Source organism: Nocardioides sp. Root1257 (assembly GCF_001425175.1).
GTDB lineage: Bacteria > Actinomycetota > Actinomycetes > Propionibacteriales > Nocardioidaceae > Nocardioides.
In genome coordinates this window covers 1-26060 of record NZ_LMDV01000004.1, presented here as the reverse complement: position 1 = coordinate 26060, position 26060 = coordinate 1, and the positions used below count along the sequence as shown (strand labels likewise).

Annotated in this window: 18 protein-coding genes; 4 read left to right on the top strand and 14 right to left on the bottom strand. The window is 71.1% G+C overall.

Annotated elements, in window-relative coordinates:
- Nucleotides 1–13: 13 nt before the first annotated feature.
- The 13 genes from ASC77_RS26050 to ASC77_RS07510 form a co-directional block, all read right to left on the bottom strand.
- Nucleotides 14–5836, bottom strand: a complete 5823-nt coding sequence (locus ASC77_RS26050; RefSeq protein WP_082574570.1) for a family 78 glycoside hydrolase catalytic domain — start codon at nt 5834–5836, stop codon at nt 14–16.
- Between the two features lie 146 nt (nt 5837–5982).
- Nucleotides 5983–6213: a helix-turn-helix domain-containing protein gene (locus ASC77_RS07565; RefSeq protein WP_056150680.1), complete on the bottom strand. Its 231-nt coding sequence runs from the start codon at nt 6211–6213 to the stop codon at nt 5983–5985.
- Between the two features lie 2 nt (nt 6214–6215).
- On the bottom strand, nt 6216–6812 hold the full coding sequence (locus tag ASC77_RS07560; RefSeq protein ID WP_056150678.1) for a LutC/YkgG family protein: 597 nt from the start codon (nt 6810–6812) through the stop codon (nt 6216–6218).
- Nucleotides 6809–8248 (bottom strand): lactate utilization protein B, encoded by a 1440-nt coding sequence (locus tag ASC77_RS07555; protein WP_056150676.1) that lies wholly within the window; start codon nt 8246–8248, stop codon nt 6809–6811. The genes ASC77_RS07560 and ASC77_RS07555 overlap by 4 nt, the downstream gene beginning before the upstream one ends.
- Complete coding sequence (locus ASC77_RS07550; RefSeq protein ID WP_056150675.1) at nt 8245–8985, bottom strand: (Fe-S)-binding protein; 741 nt, start codon at nt 8983–8985, stop codon at nt 8245–8247. Before ASC77_RS07550 ends, ASC77_RS07555 begins: the two co-directional genes overlap by 4 nt.
- Before the next feature lie 11 nt (nt 8986–8996).
- Nucleotides 8997–10484 (bottom strand): rhamnulokinase, encoded by a 1488-nt coding sequence (locus tag ASC77_RS07545; protein ID WP_056150673.1) that lies wholly within the window; start codon nt 10482–10484, stop codon nt 8997–8999.
- A gap of 9 nt (nt 10485–10493) precedes the next feature.
- Nucleotides 10494–12539: a bifunctional rhamnulose-1-phosphate aldolase/short-chain dehydrogenase gene (locus ASC77_RS07540; RefSeq protein ID WP_056150671.1), complete on the bottom strand. Its 2046-nt coding sequence runs from the start codon at nt 12537–12539 to the stop codon at nt 10494–10496.
- Between the two features lie 4 nt (nt 12540–12543).
- Entirely contained in the window at nt 12544–13707 is a 1164-nt protein-coding gene (rhaI, locus tag ASC77_RS07535) for an L-rhamnose isomerase (RefSeq protein WP_056150669.1), read from the bottom strand.
- A gap of 1 nt (nt 13708) precedes the next feature.
- Entirely contained in the window at nt 13709–14068 is a 360-nt protein-coding gene (locus tag ASC77_RS07530; RefSeq protein ID WP_056150668.1) for an L-rhamnose mutarotase, read from the bottom strand.
- A 97-nt stretch (nt 14069–14165) separates the two neighbouring features.
- Nucleotides 14166–15209, bottom strand: a complete 1044-nt coding sequence (gene rhaS, locus ASC77_RS07525) for a rhamnose ABC transporter substrate-binding protein (protein WP_056150748.1) — start codon at nt 15207–15209, stop codon at nt 14166–14168.
- A gap of 5 nt (nt 15210–15214) precedes the next feature.
- Nucleotides 15215–16342: an ABC transporter permease gene (locus ASC77_RS07520; protein ID WP_056150666.1), complete on the bottom strand. Its 1128-nt coding sequence runs from the start codon at nt 16340–16342 to the stop codon at nt 15215–15217.
- Nucleotides 16343–16409: 67 nt separating this feature from the next.
- A complete protein-coding gene (locus ASC77_RS07515) occupies nt 16410–17459 on the bottom strand; it encodes an ABC transporter permease (protein ID WP_056150664.1) in 1050 nt (349 codons plus the stop codon).
- Nucleotides 17456–18991, bottom strand: coding sequence for a sugar ABC transporter ATP-binding protein (locus ASC77_RS07510; RefSeq protein WP_056150661.1), 1536 nt, complete (start codon nt 18989–18991; stop codon nt 17456–17458). Before ASC77_RS07510 ends, ASC77_RS07515 begins: the two co-directional genes overlap by 4 nt.
- 214 nt (nt 18992–19205) lie before the next feature.
- On the opposite strand from ASC77_RS07510, the gene ASC77_RS07505 reads away from it, so the two are divergent.
- A complete protein-coding gene (locus tag ASC77_RS07505) occupies nt 19206–20237 on the top strand; it encodes a LacI family DNA-binding transcriptional regulator (protein WP_056150659.1) in 1032 nt (343 codons plus the stop codon).
- A 27-nt stretch (nt 20238–20264) separates the two neighbouring features.
- Here ASC77_RS07505 and ASC77_RS07500 read toward each other — a convergent pair whose 3' ends face one another.
- Nucleotides 20265–21413, bottom strand: a complete 1149-nt coding sequence (locus ASC77_RS07500; protein ID WP_056150746.1) for an alpha/beta hydrolase family protein — start codon at nt 21411–21413, stop codon at nt 20265–20267.
- A gap of 109 nt (nt 21414–21522) precedes the next feature.
- On the opposite strand from ASC77_RS07500, the gene ASC77_RS07495 reads away from it, so the two are divergent.
- The 3 genes from ASC77_RS07495 (at nt 21523) to ASC77_RS07485 (ending at nt 25960) form a co-directional block, all read left to right on the top strand.
- Nucleotides 21523–22761: a glycoside hydrolase family 1 protein gene (locus tag ASC77_RS07495; RefSeq protein WP_056150657.1), complete on the top strand. Its 1239-nt coding sequence runs from the start codon at nt 21523–21525 to the stop codon at nt 22759–22761.
- A complete protein-coding gene (locus ASC77_RS07490; RefSeq protein ID WP_056150655.1) occupies nt 22758–23546 on the top strand; it encodes a nucleoside hydrolase in 789 nt (262 codons plus the stop codon). Before ASC77_RS07495 ends, ASC77_RS07490 begins: the two co-directional genes overlap by 4 nt.
- Before the next feature lie 71 nt (nt 23547–23617).
- The gene (locus tag ASC77_RS07485; RefSeq protein WP_056150653.1) at nt 23618–25960 is read left to right on the top strand and encodes a glycoside hydrolase family 3 protein; all 2343 of its coding nucleotides are present in this window, start codon (nt 23618–23620) and stop codon (nt 25958–25960) included.
- The last annotated feature ends 100 nt before the right edge of the window (nt 25961–26060 follow it).

Genomic DNA, 26060 nt, shown 5'->3' with positions numbered 1-26060 from the left:
GGGCCTGCTCAGGTCAGCCGACCTTGAACGTGCTGGCCGCCGAGGTGGAGCCGGCGACCGCCGCGGATCCGGCGTACACGGCCGTCACCTTGTGCTTGCCCGCCTTCTTCACGACGACCTTCACCGAGGCCTTGCCGGCCTTGAGGGACAGGGTCCTGACCGCCTTGCCGTCGACGCGGACCGTGACCCTGCCGGTCGCGGTGGGCGACGACGCCACCGTGACCTTGACCAGCACCGGCTTGCCCTTCTTGACCTTGGTCGGGCTCACCGAGACCTTGGTGGCCGAGGTCGCCTTCGCGACCTTGGCCGTGGCGGTCGAGTCCGAGGTCCCGGGCGCCTTGCCGGCCTTGGTCGCCGTGACCCGCACCGAGATCCGCTTGCCGACGTCACCCGCACCCAGCAGGTACGACGACGAGGTCGCGCCGGACACCGCGACACCATCGCGCAGCCACTGGAAGCCGTAGCTCAGGCCCTTGGTGTTCCAGGAGCCGGTCGTGGCGGTCAGCCGCGCGCCGTACCTCGCGACACCGGTGACCTGCGGTGCGACCAGGGCCGCGATCGCGTCGACGTCCGCGAGGTCGACCGTCTGGTGACGGACCACCTCCGGGTTGCCGGCCACGTCCGTGGAGGCGAAGTCGACCAGGTGCTCGCCGAAGCCCTGCACCGTGACCGGCCCGGCACCCAGCGTCGCCCAGGCGCCACCGTCGACGCGGTAGACGGTCTGCGCCACCCCGCTGAGGGCGTCGGTCGCGGCGAAGGACAGCGTGGCCGAGTCCGCACCCTCGACGCCGGCGCCACGGGTGGCGGCCAGCGTCGTCTGCGGTGCGGTCTGGTCGATCCACACCGGCAGGGTCCGGGTCCCCGAGGCGTTGCCGGCCTGGTCCGAGGACCGGTAGGACACCTCGTGCTTGCCGTCACCGGACACCGTCAGGGGCCCGACGTACGACTGCCAGGACGCACCGTCGCCGGTCTCGACCGCCGGAGCGTCGTCCCGGTTGTCGGCGGCCGTGACCGCCACGGTGGCGTCGCCCCGGAACCAGCCGGCGTCGCCGACGGTGCCGGAGGTGGTCGTCGCGGACACGTCCGGAGCCTGGGTGTCGGCCCCGACCTCGAGGACCCACAGGTCCGCGATCGAGGGGTCGAAGAACCCGCTGGCGTCCGTGGGGTACTCGAACTTGACCCGCACGTTGCCGTCGTTGGCCAGCACGGCCGGGTCGTCGACCAGCAGGTCGTAGACCTTCGTGCCGGCGCCCGTCTCGGCGCGTGGCACCAGCTGGGTCTTCACCAGCACGTCGTCGACGTACACGTGGTACTTCTTGGTGCGCGCGCCGTCGAAGGTCTCGACGCCACGCAGGATGAACGGCTTGTTCGGCGTCACGTCGACCGTCGCGGAGTACCAGGCCCCGGGGTTGGCCGAGTTGGCGTAGCGCCGGGTGAGGCCCGCCTCGGTGTTGGTGCCGCTGCTGGCGGACGCCTGCAGGCCGTGCGCGTTCTCCGAGGCGGTGTTGCCGAAGTCGACGTGGTCGACCGCGTCCACGGTCGGCGGGGTCGCCAGGTCGAACGCGGGGCTGGCGTCGACGGAGACCAGGCTGACCCCGGCCCGTCGTACGTCGATCGTCGTCGCCACCGGACCGGACACGAAGTCCAGCGGGACCACGACCGGCACCTCGGCCGTGACGGTGCCGCCGGCCGGGATGGTCACCCGGTCGGACGGGACGCTCTTCCATCCCGCCGGCAGGGTCACGGCGACGTGGGCGGTGACGTCCGCGTTGCCGTCGTTGGTGACCGGCACGGCCAGGGTGGCGTGCTCCACCGGGTCGGCACCGTCCATCGTGGCGGTGGCCGTCCCGATCGTCAGGCCCGACGTGACCGTGGCCCAGTCGGCCGTGGTGTCCGTGAGCGTCAGCTGCTGCCCGCCCACGGTGAAGGTGAGGGTCAGGTCGGCGTCGAAGCCGCCCGGAGCCTCGTGCTTCGGCACCTCGAAGGTGACCGGGAGCTGGGCGCTCGCCCCGACCGCGAGGGCGCCGAGCGAGGCGCTCGCCGTCCCCCAGCCGTCGACGGAGACCTCGGCGGCGAGCCCGGTGACCGGCCCCGTCGCGCTGTTGGTGAGGTCGATGGTCCCGGACACGGTCGTGCCCGGCAGGGCCGAGCCGGAGACCGGCGGCAGCGCGACCTGGATGCCGAGGCTCACCGTGAGCGCCCGCACCAGCTGCGCCTCGACCTGGCCGAGGCGGCCGTCGAGGTCCGCACGGACCGACTGCTCGGCACCCGAGGTCCCGAGCCAGCCGCGCAGGGCCTGCACGCCGGCCAGGGCGCTCTGCAGGTCGGGGGTCGTCGACTCCTCGGCGAGCCCGGCGAGCAGCGCGGCCGAGACGTCGTCGCGGACGTCGGCGAGCCCGCCGTCGAGGTGCTCGGCGTCGGCGGACTCCAGGTCCGCACTGCCGGCGAGGTCGTCGACGTGCGCCTTCACGGCATCGACGGACTCGATGATCGAGCCGAGGCGGGCGTTGGCGGCCGTGACCGCGAACTCGTAGTGGCCCGAGCCGACCGTGACGGTCACCAGGTCGTCGGCCGCGGCCACGTCGGTGACCCCGTCGACGTCGGAGAGCAGGTGCCCGCCCTCGCTGACGGCGTACTGGTTGGCGGCGGGGAGCACCACGTCGGCCGTGGTGTTCACCGGCACGTCGACCGAGAGGGTGAGGTCGTCACCCTCGGTCTTCCAGTCGGTGGCGATCTCGCCGTACACGGAGTCGTAGTGGCCGGACCCGTGGGTGAGGCCGCCGCCGACCGCCGGCTTGACCTGGATCTTCTGGTAGCCGGGCTCGAGGGCCTTGATGGCCCCGATGTTCTGGTACATCCAGTCGCCCACCGCGCCGTACGCGTAGTGGTTGAAGGAGTTCATGGTCTCGTCGCCGAAGCTGCCGTCCGGACCGATCGAGTTCCAGCGCTCCCACATCGTGGTCGCGCCGTGCTGGATCTCGTAGCCCCACGACGGGTAGTCCTTCTTGAGGATCATCGTGTAGGCGAGGTCGGTGCGGTCGATGCTCGTCAGGGCCGGCAGCAGCCACGGGGTGCCGAGGAAGCCGGTCGTCAGGTGGAAGTCGCTGGTCTTGAGCTTGGCGACGAACCTCTGGCCGACCTTCTCGCGCAGCGCCGGGTCGGTGACCAGGTCCATCCCGAGGGCCATGGCGTACGCCGTCTGGCTGTTGCCGTCGACCGTGCCGTCGTCGGAGATCAGCTTGTCGGTGAAGGCGTCGCGGATCTGCTCGGACAATGCGGCGTACTCGGCCGCATCGTCGTCCTCGCCGATGGCCGCAGCCATCTCGGAGAGCATCCGCGCGTCCTCGGCGTAGTAGGCGGTGCCGAGCACGTCGACCCCGGTGTTGTCGTCGAGGTTGAGCCAGTCGTTCCAGTTGCCGCGCGCCGAGTCGATCAGGTCGGCGCCCGCGCCGTTCTGCACGAAGGTGAAGAACTTCTGCATGGCCGCGTAGTTCTGGCGCACGATCGCGGTGTCGCCCTGGGCGTGGAACGAGGCGTACGGGACGGTGATCTGCGAGTCCGACCAGCCCAGGCCGCTGCCCAGGTCGATCGTCGGCACCGACGGCGCGATGCCCGGCAGGTTGCCGTTGCCGTACGCCGAGTCGCGCAGGTCCGCGGTCCACTTGGAGAGGAACGCGCGGGTGTCGCGCAGGTAGCTCGCGGTCGGGGCGAAGACGTTGATGTCGCCCGTCCAGCCGAGCCGCTCGTCACGGGCAGGGGTGTCGGTCGGGATCGACAGGAAGTTGCCGCGCTGGCCCCACGAGATGTTGCTGACCAGCTGGTTCAGCATCGCGTCCGAGGTCTGCAGGGTGCCGGTCGCCTTGAGGTCCGAGCCCCAGACGACACCGGTGACGTCGCCGATCTCGGGCGGGGTCGCCGCGCCGGAGATCTCGATGTAGCGGAAGCCGTGCTGCGTGAACTTCGGGGTGTACTCGACCGTGCCGGTCGTCTTGAACGTGTAGTAGTCCGTCACCTTCGCGGCCCGCAGGTTGCCGACGTAGAACGCGCCGTTCGCGCGGAGCTCCTCGGCGTACCGGAACTTGACGGTCTGGCCGGCGACTCCGGAGATGCGCATCCGTGCGACGCCGACCATGTTCTGACCGAGGTCGTAGATGTAGCCGTTGTCGACGCCGGGCGACGGCACCCGCGACAGCGCCGGACGCTCGCCGGTCACGCGGACCGGCTCGTCGGGCTGGGGCACCAGCGTGCTCGTGTCGGAGCCCGTCACCGTGACGTCGTTCCACGCGGCGTCGTCGAACGCCGGCTGGTCCCAGCCGGGCTGCTCGGCGTTGGCGTCGTAGGTCTCGCCGTCGATGTTGTCGGCCGCGGCGTACGGGCCGAAGTGGCTCTTCCAGCTGCCGTCGCTGTCCACGACCTGGTGGGTGCCGTCGGTGTAGTCGATCCGGAGGTGGGCGATCAGGCCGAGCGAGGACCCGAACATGCCGGGGCCCCACATGCCGACCTTGCCGGCCCACCAGCCGTCGCCGAGCTCGGCGCCGAGGGCGTTGTCGCCCTCGTGGACCTGGTCGGTGATGTCGTAGGTCTGGGACTGGATCCGCTTGCGGTAGTCGGTGCTCCCGGGAGCGAGGAACTGGTCACCGACCTTCTCGCCGTTGAGCTCGAGCTCGTACACGCCGTGCGCCGAGGCGTAGACGCGTGCCGACTCGATGGTCTTGCCGGGCTCGGTCGTGAACTCCGTGCGGAGCAGCGGCTTGTTGGCGTCCGGGGAGCGCCACAGCACGTCCTTGCGATCGGCGACGCGCAGGCCCTGGGCGGTGAGGGTGCCGCCGTTGAAGGGGTTGCCGTCGGAGAAGTCCGTGTCGAGCAGCACGTCGCCTGCCGCTCCGCCGTCACCCAGCGCGGTGACCTTGACCGCCTTGATGTCCGCGGACTCGTTGACGTCGTTGGCGAAGTCCTGGCGGAAGCCGACGAAGCCCTTCGCGAACGTCGCGTCGGTGCGCTGGTCGATCTGGGTGCCGTCGAGCAGGGTCGTGATGGTGCTGCCGTCGACCTTGACCGACAGGCGGTGCGTGCCCTCCAGCAGCTGGGCCGACGTGATCCCGGTGATCGGCTTGTTGTCGAGCAGCGTGTAGACGCCGTTGACCCGCTTGTGGGGACGGAACTTCGGGACGCCGGTGCCGTCGGCGGTCGAGATCTGCCACATGTACGCGTTGGCGGTGTCCTTGGCGCGGACGAACACGCCCAGCGCCAGCTTGTCGATGTCGAAGTCGATGTCGGCGGTGTAGTTCGTCCACCGGTCCACCTCGCCGTTGGCGGACTTGCCGATCCAGTCGGCGTCGCCCCAGTCGGCCGCGTCGAGGAGCCCGGTCTCGAAGGTGGCGGGCTCACTCCACGCGGAGGCCGCGTCGGACCCGTCCCACACCTTGACCTGCCACACGTAGCGGGTGCCGGCGGTGAGGTCGGGACCGCCGTACACGACATCCGTCTGGTCGTCGGAGCCGACCTTGCCGGAGTCCCAGACGTCTGCGGACGAGAGCTCGCCCTCGCTGCTGGCGACCCGCACCTCGTAGGCGCTCTGCACGACCCCGCGCGCCGAGGACTCCGACCTCCAGCTCAGGCTCGGGTCGGCCCCGGGGATGCCGAGCGGCTCGGTCCGGCCGTTGGTCTGGAGACCGGTGACCGTCAGCGGCGCGGCGACGGCGGCGGCGGCGGCGGCGGCGGCGGACGATGCCGTCACGAGCGAGGCGGGGACGACGAGGGTCAGGCCCAGGCCGAGCGCCACCACCGGGGCGACGAGGCGGCCATGTGCACGAGCGCGAGCTCGAGGTGCAGACATGAGGACTTCCTTGCGACGGGGGGATTTGAAACGTTGCAAACGGCAACGTAGGTCGTCGTGACCGCCGTCACAACGGTTCTGACCGCATCCGGTCACAGGAAGTTCTCAGGTCGGCGAGAACGATTCAATCGCTGACGCCGATCCGCTCAGATCAGGCGGGCCCGCACGGCGTACACGACGGCCTCGATCGTCGAGTCCACGCCGATCTCGTCCGCGATGGTCCGGAGCCGCCGCCGGACAGTGCGCTCGGACAGGCCCACCCGGCGCGCGATCACGTCGGTCGTGTGCCCCTCCGAGAGCAGCTGGAGGATGCGGACGTCGTCCGCGCTGGGGTCCCAGCCGCCGGCAGCGGCGGGCGTTCGGCCCGAGTCGACCATGGTCACGGAGCGGCTTCGACGACGATGACGACCAACGTCCGCGGCCCGTGGACCCCCTCCACGCGGTTGAGCTCGATGTCGCTCGTCGCCGACGGCCCACTGATCCAGGTGTGGGCCCGCGCGGGGTCGAGGAGCGGCAGTGCGTCGGGAACGTCGGGCACGACCTGGTCGGCCCGCACGATGCAGACGTGGAGGTCGGGGACCAGCGAGATCGCTCGACGCCCTTGACCAGGCCCGTGGTCCAGGATGATCGTCCCGGTCTCCGCGATCCCGACCCGGGCCTCGGTGACGACGGCGTCGTAGCCGTCGAGCTCGTGCGCACCGAAGCCGGCGTCCTCGTCGGCACCGGGAACGGCGACCGAGAGCCCGGCGGGCACGACGACCCGGGCTCCGTCGGGCAGGGCCGCCGTCACGCGGTCGGCGAGGTCCGCGGGCGAGCAGCGTTGCACGACGGCCTTGTAGTCCTCGACCCGCTCGACGAAGTGGCCGACGACGTCGTCCAGCGGCGCGATGCGGGGCGCGGCCGGCACGGCGTACCCGGGCTCGACGCCGTCGAGCGCGGCGCGGACCCTGCGCAGGATGTCGTCCCGGGCGCTCATCGGCGACCTCCGTCGGTGCGCTTCCACCAGGCGCGGAACGACTCCGGCGGCGCGGGCGGCAGGTCGCGGGACGACGTCCACTTCGAGGCGCCGAAGCGGCGGGCGACGCGCAGACCGAGGCGCGTGAAGCGTTCGCCGAAGGCGAGCTTGCGCGCGTCCGACAGCGCGACCGCGGACGCCTTGAACGCGACCGCTTCGAGCTTGGGGACGCCGCCACGATGGGCGTCGACGACCTGGGCGCGCAGGTCGACGAGCACCGAGGGGATGTCGATGCGGACCGGGCAGGCCTCGAAGCAGGCGCCGCAGAGCGAGGACGCGTACGGCAGCGAGTCGGTCTGCTCGTCGGCGCCCGGCCCCTTGAGCAGCGGGTTCAGGATCGCGCCGATCGGGCCCGGGTAGACCGAGCCGTAGGCGTGCCCGCCGGTGCGCTCGTAGACCGGGCAGACGTTGAGGCAGGCCGAGCAGCGGATGCAGCGCAGGGCCTGACGGCCGACCTCGTCGGCGAGCGCGTTGGTGCGGCCGTTGTCGAGGAGCACGACGTGCACCTCCTGCGGGCCGTCGCCGGGCGTGATGCCGGACCAGGTCGACGTGTAGGGGTTCATCCGCTCGCCGGTCGAGGATCGAGGAAGCAGGCGCAGCAAGGGATCCAGGCCCTCCCACGTCGGCACGACCTTCTCGATGCCGACGACCGAGATCAGCACCTCGGGCAGCGTCAGGCACATCCGGCCGTTGCCCTCGGACTCCACGACGACCAGCGTCCCGGTGTCGGCGACGGCGAAGTTCGCACCGGAGATGCCGACCTTCGCGCGCAGGAACTTCTCGCGCAGGTGCGCCCGGGCGGCAGCGGCGAGGACGGCCGGCTCGTCGGTCAGGTCCTCGGGGGCGGGCCGGCCGGCCCCGGCCATCTTGGCGAGGAAGATCTCGCGGATCTCCGAGCGGTTGCGGTGGATGGCGGGCACCAGGATGTGAGAGGGCAGGTCCTCGCCCAGCTGGACGATCAGCTCCGCGAGGTCGGTCTCCCAGGCGGCGATGCCCTCGGCCTCGAGCGCCTCGTTGAGGTTGATCTCCTGGGTCACCATCGACTTGACCTTGACGACCTCGTCAACGCCGTGGCCCTTCGCGATCGACGCGACGATCGCGTTCGCCTCGGCAGCGTCACGAGCCCAGTGCACGGTCGCGCCGTTGGCGGTGAGCGACTCCTCGAGCCGCTCGAGATGGGTGGCGAGGTCGACCAGTGCCGACTCCTTGACCCCGGCGCCGGCGAGCCGGAGCTCCTCCCAGGAGGAGTTCGCATTGACCTCGTCGACGAGCCGGAGCCGCTTGGCACGGATGGTGCCGGTGGCGTGGGCGAGGTTGTGGCGCAGCTGGGCGTTGCCGAGCGCCTCGTGCGCGGCCTTCGGGAAGGCGGGCATCCCGACGAAGGTGCCGCCGCTCATGCCGGGTCCGCCTCGGTGGCCGCCAGGATCTCCGCGAGGTGCACCGGGCGCACGCCGGACTGCTGGCGCGTCATCAGGCCGCCGATGTGGGTCAGGCACGAGTTGTCGCCCGCGACCAGGACCTCCGCACCGGTGTCCTGCACGTGCCGCACCTTGTCGGTGCCCATCGCGACCGAGGTGTCGGAGTTCTTCACGGCGAAGGTGCCGCCGAAGCCGCAGCACTGGTCCGCCGCCGGCAGCTCCAGCAGCGTCAGGCCGCGGACGCTCTCCAGCAGTCGCCGCGGCCGGTCACCGACCCCGAGCATCCGCAGCGAGTGGCAGGTCGGGTGGTAGGTCACCGTGTGCGGGTAGTAGGCACCCACATCGGTCACGCCGAGCACGTCGACCAGGAACTCCGACAGCTCGTAGACCTTCGGCGACGTCTCCTCGACCGCGGCGGCCAGCCCCGCGTCACCCGAGCGCCGCGCGACGATCGAGTGCTGGTGCCGCGCGCAGCCCGCGCAGGAGCCGGACGGCGTGACGACGGCGTCGTACCCGGCGAACGTGTCGACGAAGTTGCGTACGACGGGCACCGCCTCGTCGAGGTAGCCGGTGTTGACCATCGGCTGGGCGCAGCACGTCTGGCCCGCCGGGAACTCGACCTCGACGCCGAGGCGGCGCAGCAGCGTCACGACGGCCTTGCCGGTGTCGGGGTAGAGGGCGTCGTTGATGCACGTGACCATCAGCGCGACCCGCATGTCCCCCATCCTCACCCCAGCCGGGATGCGGCCGCATCCCAGTCCCCGCCGGAGGCGGCGTCGCCGCGCGGCTCGAAGCGGCGTACGTCGTGGGTGCGGCGGATCAGCGCCCGCATCGCAGCAAGGTCGGGAAGGTCCGCACCCAACGCCCGCGCCTGCACGAGTCCGTTGCCCAGCGCCGCCGCCTCCGCCGGCCCGGCGAGCACCGGCACCCCGAGCGCGTCGGCGGTGAGCTGGCAGAGCAGCGCGTTCTGGGAGCCGCCGCCGACCAGGTGCACGACGTCGACGTCACGACCGGCCAGGGACGCGGCCAGCCGGATGTTGCGCCGGTAGGCCAGGGCCAGGCTGTCCAGGATGGTGCGGGTGATCGCGACCGGGGTGCGCGGGATCGGCTCGCCGGCCTCGCGCGCCAGCTCCTGGATCCGCGCGGGCATGCTGTTGGTCGACACCGTGCCGGGCGTCAGCAGGCGCGGGTCGTTGATGTCGACGACGGTGCGCAGCGCCGGTGCCGTCTCGGCCCCCGCGAGCAGGGCGGGCAGCGTGACGTCGCTGAGCCGCTTGTCGGCCCAGGTGCGCACCGACTCGGAGAGCACCCACAGGCCCATCACGTTCTTGAGGAAGCGGATCGTGCCGTCGACGCCCGACTCGTTCGTGAAGTCCGCCTCGCGTGCCTCCGACGTCAGCACCGGGCTCTCGAGCTCGAGACCGACCAGCGACCAGGTGCCCGAGGAGATGTAGGCGAAGCTGCCCTCGTCCGCCGGCACCCCGACCACCGCGGAGGCGGTGTCGTGGGAGCCCACCGAGATGACGGGTACGCCGGCAGTGCCGACGTACTCCGCCACCTCGTCCACCACCGGACCCACCACGGTGCCCGGCTCGCGCAGCGGGGGGAGGACCGACCAGGGCAGGCCGATCCGCTTCGCCAGGTCCAGCGACCACTCCCTCGTCCGCACGTCATAGAGACCGGTCGTCGAGGCGTTGGTGCGCTCGGCACCCACCTCGCCGGTCAGCCAGTAGGTCAGCAGGTCGGGCAGCAGGAGCAGCCGCTCCGCCGACTCGAGCGCGGGCGTCCCGACCTCGGAGACCAGCTGGTAGACCGTGTTGAACGGCAGCTGCTGCAGCCCGGTCACGTCGTACAGCTCGGCGTCGGAGACGGACTCCCGCACCTGCGCCGGTACGCCGTCGGTGCGGCTGTCCCGGTGGCTGCGGGGGTTGCCGAGCAACCGGCCGTCGCGGTCGAGCAGCCCGTAGTCGACGGCCCAGGAGTCGATGCCGATGCCGTGCAGCGCGCCGGTGCGGGCGACCTCGCGGATGCCGACGAGCACCTCGCGGTGGATGCCGAGCACGTCCCAGTAGAGGGAGCCGCGCACCGGCACCGCGCCGTTGCCGAAGCGGTGCAGCTCCTCCAGGTGGAGGGTGCGGGCGCCGACCCGGCAGGCCATCACCCGGCCGCTCGTGGCACCGAGGTCGACCGCTGCGACGCGGACGGGCTCAGACATGGCAGGAGCTCATCGCAGGAACGCCGCCGCCACGCCCGCGTCGACCGGGATGTGCAGGCCGGTGGTGTGGCTGAGCTCGGCGGTGCAGAGGACGAAGACCGCGTTGGCGATGTTCGACGGCAGCACCTCGCGCTTGAGGATCGTGCGCTGCGCGTAGAACTTGCCGAGGTCCTGCTCCTCCACGCCGTAGACCGCGGCGCGGTTGGCGCCCCAGCCGCTGGCGAAGATGCCGGAGCCCTGGACGACGCCGTCCGGGTTCACGCCGTTGACCTTGATGCCGTGCTCGCCGAGCTCGACGGCCAGCAGCCGCACCTGGTGCGCCTGGTCGGCCTTCGCGGCGCCGTACGCGACGTTGTTGGGTCCGGCGAAGATCGAGTTCTTCGAGGAGATGTAGACGATGTCGCCGCCCATCCCCTGGTCGATCATCACCTTCGCGGTGGCCTGCGAGACCAGGAACGAGCCCTTGGCCATCACGTCGTGCTGGAGGTCCCAGTCCTTCTCGGTGGTGTCCAGGAGCGAGCGCGAGAGCGAGAGCCCGGCGTTGTTGACGACCAGGTCCACGCCGCCGAACGCGAGCACGGCCGCGTCGACCATGGCCTGCACGGCGTCGGCGCTCGAGACGTCGACCTGGACCCCGACGGCGACGTCCGTCGTGCCGAGCTCGGCCGCGGCCGCCTGGGCCTTCTCCAGGGAGAGGTCGGCGATGACGACGCAGGCGCCCTCGGCGGCGAGCTTCTCGGCGGTGGCCTTGCCGATGCCGGAGGCGGCACCGGTGACGAGCGCGACCCGGGTGGCGAGCGGCTTCGGCTTCGGCATCCGCTGGAGCTTGGCCTCCTCGAGCGCCCAGTACTCGATGCGGAACTTCTCCGACTCGTCGATGGGGGCGTACGTCGAGAGGCCCTCCGCGCCGCGCATCACGTTGATCGCGTTGATGTAGAACTCACCCGCGACGCGGGCGGTCTGCTTGTTGGCGCCGTACGAGAACATGCCGACGCCGGGCACCAGGATGACCAGCGGGTCGGCGCCGCGCATCGCGGGCGAGCCCTTCACCTTGTTGCGGTCGTAGTAGCCGGCGTAATCGGCCCGGTAGGCCTCGTGCAGCTCGGCGACGCGCGCCTTCACCTTCTCGATCGGGGCGTCGGCCGGCAGGTCGAGGACCATCGGCTTGACCTTGGTGCGCAGGAAGTGGTCCGGGCACGACGTACCGAGCTCGGCGAGGCGCGGGTGGTTGCGGCTGGCCAGGAAGTCGAGGACGACCCGGTCGTCGGTGAAGTGCCCGACCATCGGGCGGTCGGCCGAGGCGACGCCGCGCAGGGTGGGTGCGAGCTCGGCCGCCCGGGCGCGACGCTTGGCGGGGCTGAGCGGCTCCCACTTCTTGACGCGTGCGCCGAAGGGGTTCTTCTTGGAGTTGGCCCGGATGTACTTCTCGGCGGTCCGGATGATCCAGAGCGAGTTCTTCTCGCACTTCTCGCTGGTATCGCCCCAGGCAGTGATGCCGTGGCCGCCGAGGATGCAGCCGATCGCCTTCGGGTTCTGGGCCTTGATCTCGGCGATGTCGAGGCCGAGCTGGAAGCCGGGACGTCGCCACGGGACCCACACGACCTTGTCGCCGTAGATCTCCTTGGTGAGCGCCTCGCCGTCGGCGGCCGTCGCGATCGCGATGCCGCTGTCGGGGTGGAGGTGGTCGACGTGCGCGGCGTCCACGAGGCCGTGCATCGCGGTGTCGATGGAGGGGGCGGCGCCGCCCTTGCCGTGGAGGCAGTAGTCGAACGCGGCGACCATCTCGTCCTCCCGGGCGATGCCCGGGTAGACGTCGACGAGCGCGCGCATCCGGTCGAGGCGGAGCACGGCGAGGCCGCTCTCCTGCAGGGTGCCGAGGTCGCCGCCGGAGCCCTTCACCCAGAGGAGCTCGACGTCCTGGCCGGTCACCGGGTCGGTCTCCGTGCCCTTCGCGGAGGTGTTGCCCCCGGCGTAGTTGGTGTTCTTCGGGTCCGAGCCCAGTCGGTTGGACCGGGTGATCAGCTCCTGTGCCGCGTTGCTGCGAGCGGTGCTCATGGGTTCAGCTCCATCCTGCCTGCGTGCCGCCGACGCGGTCCGCTTCGATCTGCTGCTGGTAGCCGCTCTCGAGGTAGGCCCGCATCGGGTTGGCGGGCAGCCCCCGGCCCTCGCGCCATCCGGCGAGGTCGGCGCGGACGTCGGTGTAGAACGCGTCCATGAAGATCTCGTTGGCCAGCAGGACGTCGCCGTCCTCCTGCGCCTTCGTGAGTGCGTCCCGGTCGACGAGCAGCGCCCGGGCCGTCATCTCCTGGACGTTGAGGACCGACCGGATCTGGCCCGGGATCTTGTCCTCGATGTTGTGGCACTGGTCGAGCATGAAGGCCACGGTGCTGTCCGGGTCGAGCGCGCCACCGCGGGCGCACTCGAAGAGGATCCGGAAGAGCTGGAAGGGGTCGGCCGCACCGACGATCAGGTCGTCGTCGGCGTAGAAGCGGCTGTTGAAGTCGAAGGAGCCGAGCTTCCCGAGCCGCAGGAGCTGGGCGACGATGAACTCGATGTTGGTGCCCGGCGCGTGGTGGCCGGTGTCGAGGCAGACCATCGCCTTGTCGCCGAGGGCGGCCACCTGGACGTACGACGTGCCCCAGTCCGGGACGTCGGTGTGGTAGAACGCCGGCTCGAAGAACTTGTACTCGAGCACGAGCCGCTGGTCGTCGCCGAGGCGGTCGTAGATGGTGCGCAGGCTCTCGGCGAGCCGGTCCTGACGGCCGCGGAGGTCGCCCTGGCCCGGGTAGTTGGTGCCCTCGGCGAGCCAGATCTTGAGGTCGCGCGAGCCGGTCGCGTCCATCACGTCGATGCACGCGAAGTGGTGGTCGATCGCCTTCTGCCGGACCTTGGGGTCCGTGTGGGTCAGGGCGCCGAGCTTGTAGTCGTCGTCCTGGAAGGTGTTGGAGTTGATGGTGCCGAGGCGGATGCCGAGGTCCTCGGCGTACCGGCGCAGAGCGGCGTAGTCGTCGACCAGGTCCCACGGGATGTGCAGGGCGACCGAGGGCGCGAGGCCGGTGAATCTGTGCACGGTCGCCGCGTCGGCGATCTTCTCCTCGGGCGTGCGCGGGGTGCCGGGAGTGCCGAACACCTTGAAGCGGGTGCCGGAGTTGCCGTAGGCCCACGACGGGACCTCGATCGCCTGGCGCTCGAGGACCGGTGCGATCTCGCTGAACGTTGTCATCTCACATCACTTCTGTCTGCGGTACGTCGGGCAGCTGGTCCTCGAGGTGGAAGACCTCCTCGAGCTGCAGGAACCCCTCGTCCGGCGCGAGCCCGTCGAGCTCCTCGAAGAACTCGGCCATCTCGGCCTGCCAGCGGGCGTTGACCTCGGTGCCGGCCATGCCGGCCTGCGCATCGGCCACCGAGACAGGGGTCTCGAAGTAGCCGATCAGCAGGCCGTCCGGTCGGAGGAAGAGGGAGTAGTTGTGCCACCCCGTCCGGTGCAGCGCCTGGAGCATGTCGGGCCAGACGGCGGCGTGCCGGGTCTTGTACTCAGCGATCCGGTCGGGCTTGACCTGGAGCTGGAAGCAGACGCGCGGCATCGCCACACCTTTCGGGGAGGGGTGCTGCCGGCCGGCCCCGACGGAGGTCGAGGGGGGTGGGGCCGGCCGGCAGCGGGTGGAGAGGAGGAGCGACGACTCAGAAGTCGAAGTCGTCGATGTTGTCCTTGTTGAACCGGTAGGGCTCACCGAGCAGGACGGTGGCGTCGGCACCGACGGTGAAGTCGCCGAGCTTGCCGGCGGTGAAGGAGTCACCCTCCTTGCCGGAGATGTCGCCGTCGACGAGGGCCTTGGCGGCGTACGCCGCGAGGTAGCCGAGGTCCTCCGGGTTCCACAGGGCGAACTCGGTGACGGTGCCGTCCTTGACGTACTCACGCATCTGGTTCGGGGTACCGAGGCCGGTCAGCGCGACCTTGCCCTTGTACTCCGACGTCGACAGGTAGCGCGCCGCGGCGGCGATACCGACGGTGGTCGGCGAGATGATGCCCTTGAGGTTCGGGTGCGACTGCAGCAGCGCCGCGGTCTTGTCGAAGGACGTCTGGTCGTCGTCGTCGCCGTAGACGGTGTCGACGAGCTTGATGTTCGGGTGGCTGGCCTCCAGCTCCTTCTTCATCGTGTCGATCCAGGCGTTCTGGTTGGTCGCGTTGGCCGCGGCCGAGAGGATCGCGACCTCGCCGGCGTCACCGATCTGCTCGGCGATCATGTCGACCTGGACCTTGGCGATGCCGTCGGCCGTCGCCTGGTTGATGAAGAGGTCGCGGCAGTCCGGGTTGGTGTCCGAGTCGAACGTGACGATCTTCGTGCCGGCGTCGCTGGCCTCGTTGAGCGCGTCGCAGATGGCCTCGGGGTCGTTCGCCGACACGACGAGGGCGTTGACGCCCTGCTGCGCGGCGGTGTTGATGAACTGGACCTGCGCGTCGGGGGACGCGGTGTCGGGGCCGACCTCGTCGAAGGTGCCGCCGAACTCCTCGACGGCCGCCTTGCCACCCTTGCTGCTGGTGTCGAAGTACGGGTTGCCGAGGTTCTTCGGCAGGAACGTCACGGTGGTGTTGCCACCGCCGCCGCCCCCGCTGGCGCCATCGCTGCCGCCGTCGCTGTCACTGCCGCCGCAGGCGGTCAGCGCCAGGCTGGCGACGAGCGTCACCGCTGCCAGGGCGGAAAGCCGCCGGTTCCGGACCTTCATGGTGCTCACCTTTCGTTGGTGCTTTCAGTGGCAGCGGCCGCCTGTCGGCGCTGACCGTCTTCCGAGCTCGATCCCGAGATGGGGGTGCTGCTCCGGCGGCGACGGGACAGGAAGCCCTGCGCCCAGCCGAGCAGCGTCGTGGAGATCACCGAGAGCACGAGCAGCACCCCGATGACGATGTTGATCTTGTTGACCGTCTCGCCCTGCAGCCGCATGGCGCTGGAGATGACGCCGATGAGGATCACGCCGGCGACGACGCCGTGCAGGGCGCCGCGGCCGCCGAAGATCGAGACGCCGCCGAGCAGCACCGCCGCGATCACCTGGAGCTCCAGGCCGTTCGCGTTGTCACCGCGGGCGCTGCCGAAGCGCAACGTGAAGTAGAGACCCGCGAACGCCGAGACCGCGCCGGCCAGCACGAAGAGCAGGAACTTGGTCCGCTCGACGTCGACCCCGCTGAAGTGCGCCGCCTCGTCGTTGAGCCCGATCTCGAAGACCCCGCGACCGAAGGTCGAGAAGTGCAGCAGCCAGACGAAGAGGACGAGCAGGATCACGAAGGGGATCAGGATCATCGGGTACGACGAGCCGTCGCCGAAGATCCGCTCCTTGGCGAGGTCGGTCCACTTCTCCGGGAAGTCGGTGATCGCCTTGGTGCCGAGCAGGCCCTGCGCGATGCCGCGGTAGAGGGCGAGCGTGCCGATCGTGACGGCCAGGGACGGGAGGCCGACGTACGCGACCAGGAAGCCGTTGAAGGCGCCACACACCGCGCCGACCACGATCGCCACGAGGGCGGCCAGCGGGATCGACATCCCCGCATCGGCGTGGAGGACGCCGATCAGTGCGCTCGACAGGCCCATCACGCTCGCGACCGACAGGTCGATCTCGCCCGTGATGATCACCAGGGTCATCGGCAGCGCGATCAGCAGGATCGGCGCGATGTCGAGGAAGAGGTAGTAGAGCGTCAGCGGGCCGTCGAAGGCGGGCACGTTGGCGTTGGAGTAGAAGTAGACGATCGCGAGCAGGGCGATCACTGCGAACTCGCGGGTCAGCAGCACCCGGCGCCACAGCGACCTCGAGTACGCCGGGTAGGTGCGGGTCGCCCGGCCCTCGGGCCGGTCCACCGTTGCGGTGCTCATTCGGGGTCCCCGCAGAAGTGTGAGATGGAGGAGCGAAGCGGGGGAAGCTCGCAGTTCTGTGGGGTGTTCATCGTGCGGACCTCGTCTCTTCACGCGCGGCCACGAGTCGTCGTTCTTGTCGGGCGGACAGCACCCGGTCCAGCACGATCGCGCCGAGGATCAGGGCGCCGACCACGGCGCGCTGCCAGAAGTCGGAGATGCCGACCACGGGAAGGGCCCGGTTGATCGTCACCAGCAGGAACGCGCCGATCGCGGCGCCCCACACCGTGCCCGAGCCGCCGAAGATCGCGACGCCGCCGATCACCGCCGCGCCGACCGCCTGGAGCTCCATGCCGAGACCGGCGTTGGAGCTGACCGTGCCGTAGCGGGCGGTGTACACGACACCGGCCAGGCCGGCCAGCGCGCCGCTGAGCACGAAGGCACCGATGATCCGCCGGTTGACCTTGAGGCCGTAGAGCACCGCGGCGTCCGGGTCGGAGCCGATCGCGTAGAGCTCGCGGCCGCCGCGGGCGGTGTGGAGGTAGTAGCCGACCGCCGCCAGCACCACGAGGCCGACGATCGTCAGCACCGGGATGGTGAGGACCGTCTTGGTGCCGAGGGACAGGAAGTCCTTGGGCATGTCGCCGGCGTTGATCCGGTCGCTGCCGGCCCAGGTCAGGAAGATGCCGCGGTAGATGTAGAGCGTGCCGAGCGTGATGACCAGTGCCGGCACCTTGAAGATCGCGACCAGCAGGCCGTTGACCAGGCCGAGCACGGCGCCGAACAACATCCCGAGCACCACGACGGCGATGATCGGGAGGCCCGGGTGGTCGCTGAAGAGCTTGCCGGTGAAGTACGCCGTCAGGCCCAGCGTCGAGCCGACGGACAGGTCGACGTTGCGGGTGATGATCACGGCCGTCTGCCCGACCGCCAGGATCAGCAGCAGGCAGGGCGTGAGCAGGAGGTCGCGCCAGCCGTCGCTGCTGAACAGGAAGTTCGGGCTCTTGATCGTGGTCAGCGCGACGACGAGGACGAAGACGACCGCGACCGCGATCTCGCGGGAGCGGAGCAGCTCCCCCACGATCCGCTTGGTCGGCGAGACAGCACTCGGCTCGACGAGCAGGGTGTCCGTGCTCATGCCGTGGCCTCCTCTTCGATGGCGTGGGCGGTGGTGGCGGTCGCGGCGTGCATGACCGCCTCGGGCGTGGCCTCGTCGCGGGAGAGCTCCGCGGTGATCCGGCCCTCGCAGACGACGAGGACGCGGTCGGCCATGCCGAGCACCTCGGGCAGCTCGGAGGAGATCATCAGGATCGCGAGGCCCTGGCCGGCCAGGTCGGAGAGCAGCCGGTGGACCTCGGCCTTGGTGCCGACGTCGATGCCGCGGGTGGGCTCGTCGATGATCAGCAGCTTCGGCTCGGTGGCGAGCCACTTCGCGAGCACGACCTTCTGCTGGTTGCCGCCGCTCATCGTGGAGGCCGTCATGTCGAGGGCGCTGGTCTTGACCTCGAGGCGACCGGCCCAGGGGCCGGCGGCCTTGTTCTCGTCGCGGTTGGTCAGCACGCCGGCGTGGGTCAGGCCACGGCGGATCACCGCGGCCACGTTGCGGGCGACCGAGGCGTCGGTGACCAGGCCCTGCTTGCGGCGGTCCTCGGGCACGAACGCGATGCCGGCGCGGATGGCGGCTCGCGGCGACCGGGCCGCGACCGGCTTGCCGGCGAGGCGCACCGCGCCCGCGTCGTACCGGTCGACGCCGAAGACGGCCCGGGCGATCTCGCTGCGGCCGGCGCCGACGAGGCCGGCCAGGCCGACGATCTCGCCCGCGCGAACGGAGAAGGAGACGTCGTGGAAGGTGCCGAGCGACGAGAGCCCCTCGACCTCGAGGACGACGTCACCGATCTCGGCGGGGCTCTTGGGGAAGAGCTCGGCGACCTCGCGGCCGACCATCCGCGAGACGATCTCGTCCACGGACGTGGCGGCGATGGCGTCGGTGGAGACGTAGTCGCCGTCGCGCATCACGGTGACGGTGTCGCAGAGCTCGAAGACCTCGTCGAAGCGGTGCGAGATGAAGACGAGCGCGCGACCCTCGTCGCGCAGCCCGCGGGCGACGGCGAAGAGCCGCTCGACCTCGACGCCGGAGAGCGCGGCGGTCGGCTCGTCCATGATCAGGACGCTCGCGTCGAGCGAGATGGCCTTGGCGATCTCGATGATCTGCTGGTCGGCGATCGACAGGCCGCGGGCCGGACGGCGCGGGTCGATGTGGACACCGAGGCCCTGGAAGAGCCGCTCGGCCTCGGCGTACATGGCGGCCCGGTCGATGCGGCGGCCGCGACCGACGGGCTGGCGGCCCATGAAGATGTTCTCGGTGACCGAGAGGTCGGGGAAGAGCGTCGGCTCCTGGTAGATCACCGCGACGCCGGCGGCCTTGGAGTCGGCGGTCGAGCCGAAGTCGACGTCCTCGCCGTGCAGGCGGAAGACACCGGAGTCGCGGCGGTGCACGCCGGCGACGATCTTGACCAGGGTCGACTTGCCGGCGCCGTTCTCGCCCACGAGGGCGTGGATCGAGCCGGGGGTGACGGCGATGCTGCCGGAGCGCAGCGCGACCACCGACCCGAACGACTTGGCCACATCGCGCAGCTCGAGGGCGGGACCCTCGGGTGCGGTGCCGGGCATGTGGGGCTCCTTCACGACGTCGGACTTTGCGGATTGAAAGGTTTCAAATCCCGATGCCGCAGACCGTAGGTGACTGCGATCACAGCCGTCAAGGGATTGGCAGAAATCTCCGTGTAACGGAGTGGACACGAAACCCTGTCCCCCGCTGCCAACGCCCCCTAAGGTGTGCGTTGATCGTTTCAGCAGCAGTCACCCGACCGGAGGGAGGGAGCCCGTGCCGCACCGCGAACCGGGAGCGCGCAGCGCCTCCGTGAAGGACGTCGCCGCCGCCGCCGGCGTCTCCCTGGGCACGGTCTCCAACGTGCTCAACCGGCCCGACCGGGTCAGTCCCGAGACCCGCGAGAAGGTGCAGCGCGCGATGGCCGACCTCGGCTTCGTGCGCAACGAGTCGGCGCGCCAGCTCCGGGCCGGCAGCAGCCGCACCCTCGCCTACGTGATGCTCGACGCCGCGAACCCGTTCTTCACCGACGTCTCGGCGGGCATCGACACCGCCGCCGAGGCCGCGGGCCTGTCGCTGGTGCTCTGCAACAGCCGCAACTCGGCCGAGCGCGAGCAGTCCCACCTCACGCTGCTCGAGCAGCAGCGCGTGCAGGGCGTGCTGGTCACCCCCGTCGACCCGGAGTCACCGGCGCTCGACGAGGTCGCCCGTCGGGGCACCCCGGTCGTGGTGGTCGACCGGACCCGCTCCGACCAGTCCTTCTGCTCGGTCGCCGTCGACGACGTCCTCGGAGGCCGGCTCGCGGTCGAGCACCTGGTCGACCGCGGTCACACGCGGGTCGCGTACGTCGGCGGCCCGGCCCACCTCGGCCAGGTCCGCGACCGGCTCCAGGGCGCCCGCGACGCGTGGGCCGCCGCGGGACGACCGGCGGAGTCGCTCACCTGGATCGAGACCAGCGCCCTGACGGTGGCCGAGGGCCGCGAGGCCGGAGCGCGGCTGGCCGGCATCCCCGCCCGGCGACGCCCGGCCGCCGCCTTCTGCGCCAACGACCTGGTCGCCCTCGGCCTGCTGCAGCACGCGATCTCCTCGGGCGTGCGCGTCCCCGAGGAGCTGAGCATCGTCGGCTACGACGACATCGAGTTCGCAGCGGCCGCCGCCGTACCCCTCACCTCCGTGCGCCAGCCCCGCCAGCTGCTCGGCCAGACCGCTGCCGAGCTGGTGCTCGACGAGGCGTCCAACCCCGACCACACGCACCGCCAGGTCCTCTTCACCCCGGAGCTGGTGGCCCGGTCGTCGACGCAGGGCTAGCCGGGTCGGTCGTCGGCCGCGCCTCCCTCACAGCTCGGCCAGCGTGTCCTCGACCCAGTCGGCGACGTATGCGTTGATGTGCGGCATGTGGTCGAGGCCGACGTGCTCGGCGGCGCCCTCCTCGACGGTGAAGATCCGCAGCTCGCGCTTCGGGCTGTGGACCGCCTGGTCGTAGGACTGGTGGGCGTACTCGACCGAGATCTGGCGGTCGTTCTCACCGTGGGCGATCAGGAACGGGACGGTGATCTGGTCGACGACGCCGTTGAGGTTGACGCCCTCGGCGTACGCGATGAACTTCTCGACGTCGTCGAAGCCCCACACCCACAGGACGTGCTCCCAGTAGTGCGGGACCGGGTTCTCGCCCTCGCGCTTGAGGCGCTTCTGCTGCACCTCGCCCCAGTTGTGGTTGGCGCCCCAGACGGCGATCAGCCTGATGCGCTTCTCGTACGCCGCGGCCCGCGGCACGTAGTAGCCGCCGAGCGACCAGCCGACCAGGCCGATCCGCTCGCTGTCGACGTCGGAGCGGGTCTCGAGCCAGTCGACCTGCGCGGTCGCCCAGTCCTCGGACTCGATCCGCGACTTCAGGTCCTGGAAGCGCAGCGCCTCACCGGAGCCGGGGTTGTCGATCATCAGCACCGAGACGCCGCGCTCGCGCATCTCCTGCGCCCAGCCGGACGTGTACATGTGCTCCTTGGTGGAGTCGAGGCCGTTCCACATGATCACGCACGGCACCGGCTCGCCGTCCTGGCTGGCGTTGGAGAAGTACGCCGGGAGCGTGGTGCCCTCGAACGGGATCTCGACCCGCGACGTGGCCGGGTCGGAGATCTCGAAGACCTTGGCGAACGCGTCGAGCGCCTGCTGGTAGAACTCGCGCCGGCCCGGGTCGGTGTTGGAGAGCATCCGCTCGGCCTGGCAGATGTAGAGCCCGGCGCGGTACCACTGCTGCCCCGCCGTACGCAGGTGGCCGGCGGCCTCGGAGGCACGCGCCTGGTCGGCGACCTGGTCGGCCACCGCCTTCCACGACTGCATGAAGATGCGGCTGCCCGAGTTCACGTCGGCCGCCTCGCGCGCGGGCCGGCAGGCGCGGTCGACCTCGTCGATCGCGCCTCCGTTGTTCAGCGTCGCGCAGACGCCGAGGTTCCAGACGTACTTGGGGCCGGTGAAGTACTCGAACATGCTCGCCACTGTGCCGGGCGTCACTTCGCACCGGAACCCGGCTGTCGTGATGCGAGGTATCGGCGACGGCGCGTTCCGCGATCGGTCCCGACCACGTTCGATGGTCGGTATGACCGACCTCACGTTCCCCGACGGCTTCCTGTGGGGCGCCGCCGGCGCCGGCCACCAGATCGAGGGTGGCAACAGCAACAGCGACACCTGGTTCGCCGAGCAGGTGAACCCGTCCGTCTTCCAGGAGCCGTCCGGGCTGGCGTGCGACAGCTGGAACCGCTGGCGCGAGGACATCGGCCTCGTCGTCGCGATGGGCCTGACGTCCTACCGGTTCTCGGTGGAGTGGGCGCGCGTCGAGCCGGCCGAGGGCGTCTTCGACGAGGAGGCGCTGGACCGGTACGCCGCGATGGTCGACGAGTGCGTCGCCCAGGGGCTGGCACCGGTCGTCACCTTCAACCACTTCACCTCGCCGCACTGGTTCGCCTGCCGCGGCAGCTGGCTCGACCCCGAGGCGCCGGCGCTCTTCGCGCGCTACTGCGACCGGCTGATGGAGCGCTTCGGCGACCGGATCGCGTACGCCGTGACGCTCAACGAGCCGAACCTGCCGCACGTCCTGTCGTGGCTCAACCTCCCCGACTTCGTCCGGCAGGTGGAGCGCGCGACGCTCGAGGCCGCGAGCGAGAAGGCCGGGGTGCCGGCGTACCGGCTCGCCAACGTCGTGCTGCCCGAGGAGCTCGACCGGATGGAGGACGGCCTCGAGGCCGGGCACCTCGCGGCCAAGGCCGTGATCAAGGCGCGCCGGCCCGACCTGCCGGTCGGCCTGTCGCTGGCGATGATGGACGACGTGGTCGACGGCGACGACCCGACCGTGCGCGACCGCAAGCGCGCGGAGTGTTACCAGCGCTGGCTCGACCTGGTCCGCGACGACGACTTCCTCGGCGTGCAGAACTACGAGCGGATGCCCTACGACGCCGACGGTGCCGTGGCACCCGCACCGGGCGTCCCGACCAACCAGATGGGCACCGCCATCGAGCCGCTGTCGCTCGCCGGCGCGGTCCGCTACGCGTACGAGCGCACCGGCGTGCCGATCCTGGTCACCGAGCACGGACTCAGCACCCACGACGACACCCTGCGTGCGGCCTTCCTCGAGCCGTCGCTCGCCGGGCTGCGCGCGGTGATGGACGAGGGCGTCCCGGTCCTCGGCTACATCCACTGGACACTGCTCGACAACTTCGAGTGGGTGTTCGGCTACGCCCACCAGATCGGCCTGCACGAGGTGGACCGCGAGACCTTCGAGAGGACGCCCAAGCCGAGCGCGGGCGTGTACGCCGACCTGGTGAAGTCCGCCCGGGCGTGACCGGGCTGAGGATCCGGCCGCGCTGCCGGGTCGTCCTCGACAACGACTGGGCGGGCGACCCGGACGGTCTCGTCGCACTCGCCCACCACCTGCTGTCGCCGGCCAACCGGGTCGACGCGGTGACGAGCACGGGGCTGCACCCGATGTTCGGCTCGCCGCGACCCACGCCTGCAGACGGGGCGGCCGTCGCCCGCGAGCTCGTGGACCTGCTCGACCTCCCGGTCCCGGTCCACGCCGACGACGCCGCCGCGATCGCTGCCGCGGCGGCTGCCGACGACGACCTGCCGCTCCACGTCGTCTGCGGCGGACCGCTCACGAACGTCGCAGCGGCGATCGAGCTCGACCCGACGGCCGTGGAGCGATTCCGCCTCGTGTGGGTCGGCGGGACGATCGAGGACGGGGTCGAGGAGTACAACCGCGACACCGATCCCGAGGCCGCGGCGTACGTGCTCGCCCAGACGGGGCTGGCCATCGACCAGTTCCCGCTGGAGACCTACCGGCGGTGCGGCTTCTCGGTCGCCGAGCTCGAGCAGCGGATCGGCGGTGCCGGTCCGGTCGGCGCCTTCCTCTGGCGGCAGTTCGAGGAGCTCCCGCTCCCCGCCTTCATCGAGCTCGGCGAGGTCTGGCCGCTCGGCGACAGCCCGCCGGTGCTGGTCACCGCGCTGGACGACGTCACCTCCACCTGGACCTCGCCCGCGCCCAACCGGCGGGTGTTCACGGGCGTCGACGTGCGGCTGCTCCTCGGCGACCTGCTCGCCAAGCTCGAGCGGCATGCGGGGCAGTGACGCGCGGACAAAGTGGGTGAACGCGCGCGGCCCTGCCGAGCGTCCGACGCCGACAGTGGGAAGGTGACGAGATGGACGACGAACGTCTCGACGAGCGGGTGGCCGCACTGACGCTCGAGCGCAAGGTCCGGCTGCTGACCGGCGCCTCGATGTTCACGCTGCGTGGCGACGACGACGCCGGGCTGGAACCGATGGCGTTCTCCGACGGGCCGACCGGCGTACGGGGCCTGCACTTCACCGACGGCCCGCTCACCGGCCTCTTCCCGAACGCGACCCTGCTCGCGTCGTCGTGGCGCACCGAGACCGCTGAGGAGGTGGGGCGGCTGCTCGCCGAGGAGGCCGAGCGGCAGCAGATCCACGTGGTGCTCGGTCCCACCGTCAACCTGCACCGCACCCCGCTGGGCGGGCGGCTCTTCGAGGCCTACTCCGAGGACCCGCTGCTCACCGGCCACCTCGCGGCGGCGTACGTCACCGGGATGCAGGCGCGCGGCATCGGCGCCTGCCCGAAGCACCTGGTCGCCAACGAGGCCGAGACCGACCGGCACACGGTCGACAGCGTGGTGGACGACCGGACCCTGCGCGAGCTCTACCTGCTCCCCTTCGAGATCGCCGTCGAGGACTCCGACCCGTGGACGCTGATGGCGGCCTACAACGACGTCAACGGCATCGCCGCGACCGAGCAGACCACGGTCAACAACGAGATCCTCAAGGGTGAGTGGGGCTGGCGCGGCCTGCTGATGTCGGACTGGTTCGCGACCAAGTCCGCCGGCCCCGCCGCCAACGGCGGGCTCGACCTGGTGATGCCCGGGCCGCTCGGGCCGTGGGGGCCGGCGCTGGTCGCGGCGGTCGAGTCGGGCGAGGTCGACGAGACCGTCATCGACGACCACCTGCGCCGGCTGCTGCTCCTCGCCGAGCGGGTCGGCGCCCTCGACGCGCCCCGCGGCTGGCGCACCGACCTGCCGGAGCCGACGGACGACGTACGCCGCGAGCAGCTGACGCGACTCGCCGCTCAGGGGATGACGGTGCTGGCCAACGACGGCGTGCTGCCCCTCGCCCGGGAGGCGTCGGTCGCCCTGGTCGGCCGGTTGGCGCTCGAGACCACCTGCATGGGCGGCGGGTCGGCGTCGGTGCGTGCGCCGCACCAGGTGAGCGTCGCCGACGGCCTGGCCGCCGCGATGGACGGCGTCACGGTCGTCGACGGCGTCGCGGTCCGGGCCCGGGCCCGCGCCGGCGACTTCAGCATGCACGTCCGGCTGTACGGCGCATCCGGGGCGCTGATCTCCGACACCGTCTCCGGCGAGGCGAAGGTCGCGGTCGGCATGCCCGAGCAGGAGCTGGCGGAGCCGGTCGCCCGGCTGGTGCTGTCCGCGACCGTGCCCGGCGGTGCGATGCGGGTCGGCGTGCTCGGCGTCGGCTCCGCGACGGTGACGATCGGCGGGGCGTCGTACGACGTGAAGCTGGCGTCGGAGTCCGATGACATCGGCGGCGACTTCCTGCGCCCGCCCGGGTGGCAGACCGACGTGGTGCTCGACGGGCCCTCCGAGCTGGTCGCCGACATCACCGTCGGCGCACTGTCCCGGTTCGGGCTGGTGGCGGAGCCGACCCCACCGGGCGACGACGCGGCGATCGCGGCGGCGGTGGCCGCTGCTCGTGCGGCCGAGGTGACCGTGGTCGTGGTCGGTCTGACCGAGGAGCAGGAGACGGAGGCGTTCGACAAGTCGACCCTCGCCCTGCCCGGTCGCCAGGACGAGCTGGTGTCGGCCGTCGCCGCAGCCGCGCGGCGGACGGTCGTGGTCGTCAACGCCGCCACCCCCGTGCTGATGCCGTGGCGCGACGAGGTCGACGCCATCGTCTGGGCCGGGCTACCGGGCCAGGAGGGCGGCCACGCGGTGGCCGCCGCGCTGCTCGGCGACATCGAGCCGGCCGGTCGCCTGGTCACCTCGTTCCCGGCAGCCGACGGCGAGTCGCCGGCGTGGGACGTCGTCCCGACCGACGGCCGCCTGACCTACGACGAGGGCGTCTACGTCGGCTACCGGGGCTACGCGGCCCGACGTGCGGCCCCGCCGGCGTACTGGTTCGGCGAGGGCCTCGGCTACGGCGAGTGGTCGTACGGCGAGGTCACGCTCGCCGGCTCGGTCGTGTCCGTCGAGGTCACCAACACCTCGACGCGCGACTCCCGCGAGGTCGTGCAGGTCTACCTCCAGCCGGACCCGTCAGAGGGGGACGACCAGCCGGTCCGGCTCGTCGGGTGGAGCACCGTCGACGTCTTCGCCGGCTCCACGCACACCGTCGACGTCACGATCGACGCACGGGCGATGCGCACCTGGGACGACGGGGCCTGGCGCCCACTGACCTCCGGCAGGCTGCTGGTCGCGCGCGGGCTGGGTGACATCCGCGGCGAGGTGGCGCTCTAGCTGTACTGATCACGGACGTTAGGTACGGCGTGCCTGCTGGACGATGACGAAGACCTCCGGGTGAGGTGTGGAGCAACCACGCACCCACACCTGAATCACC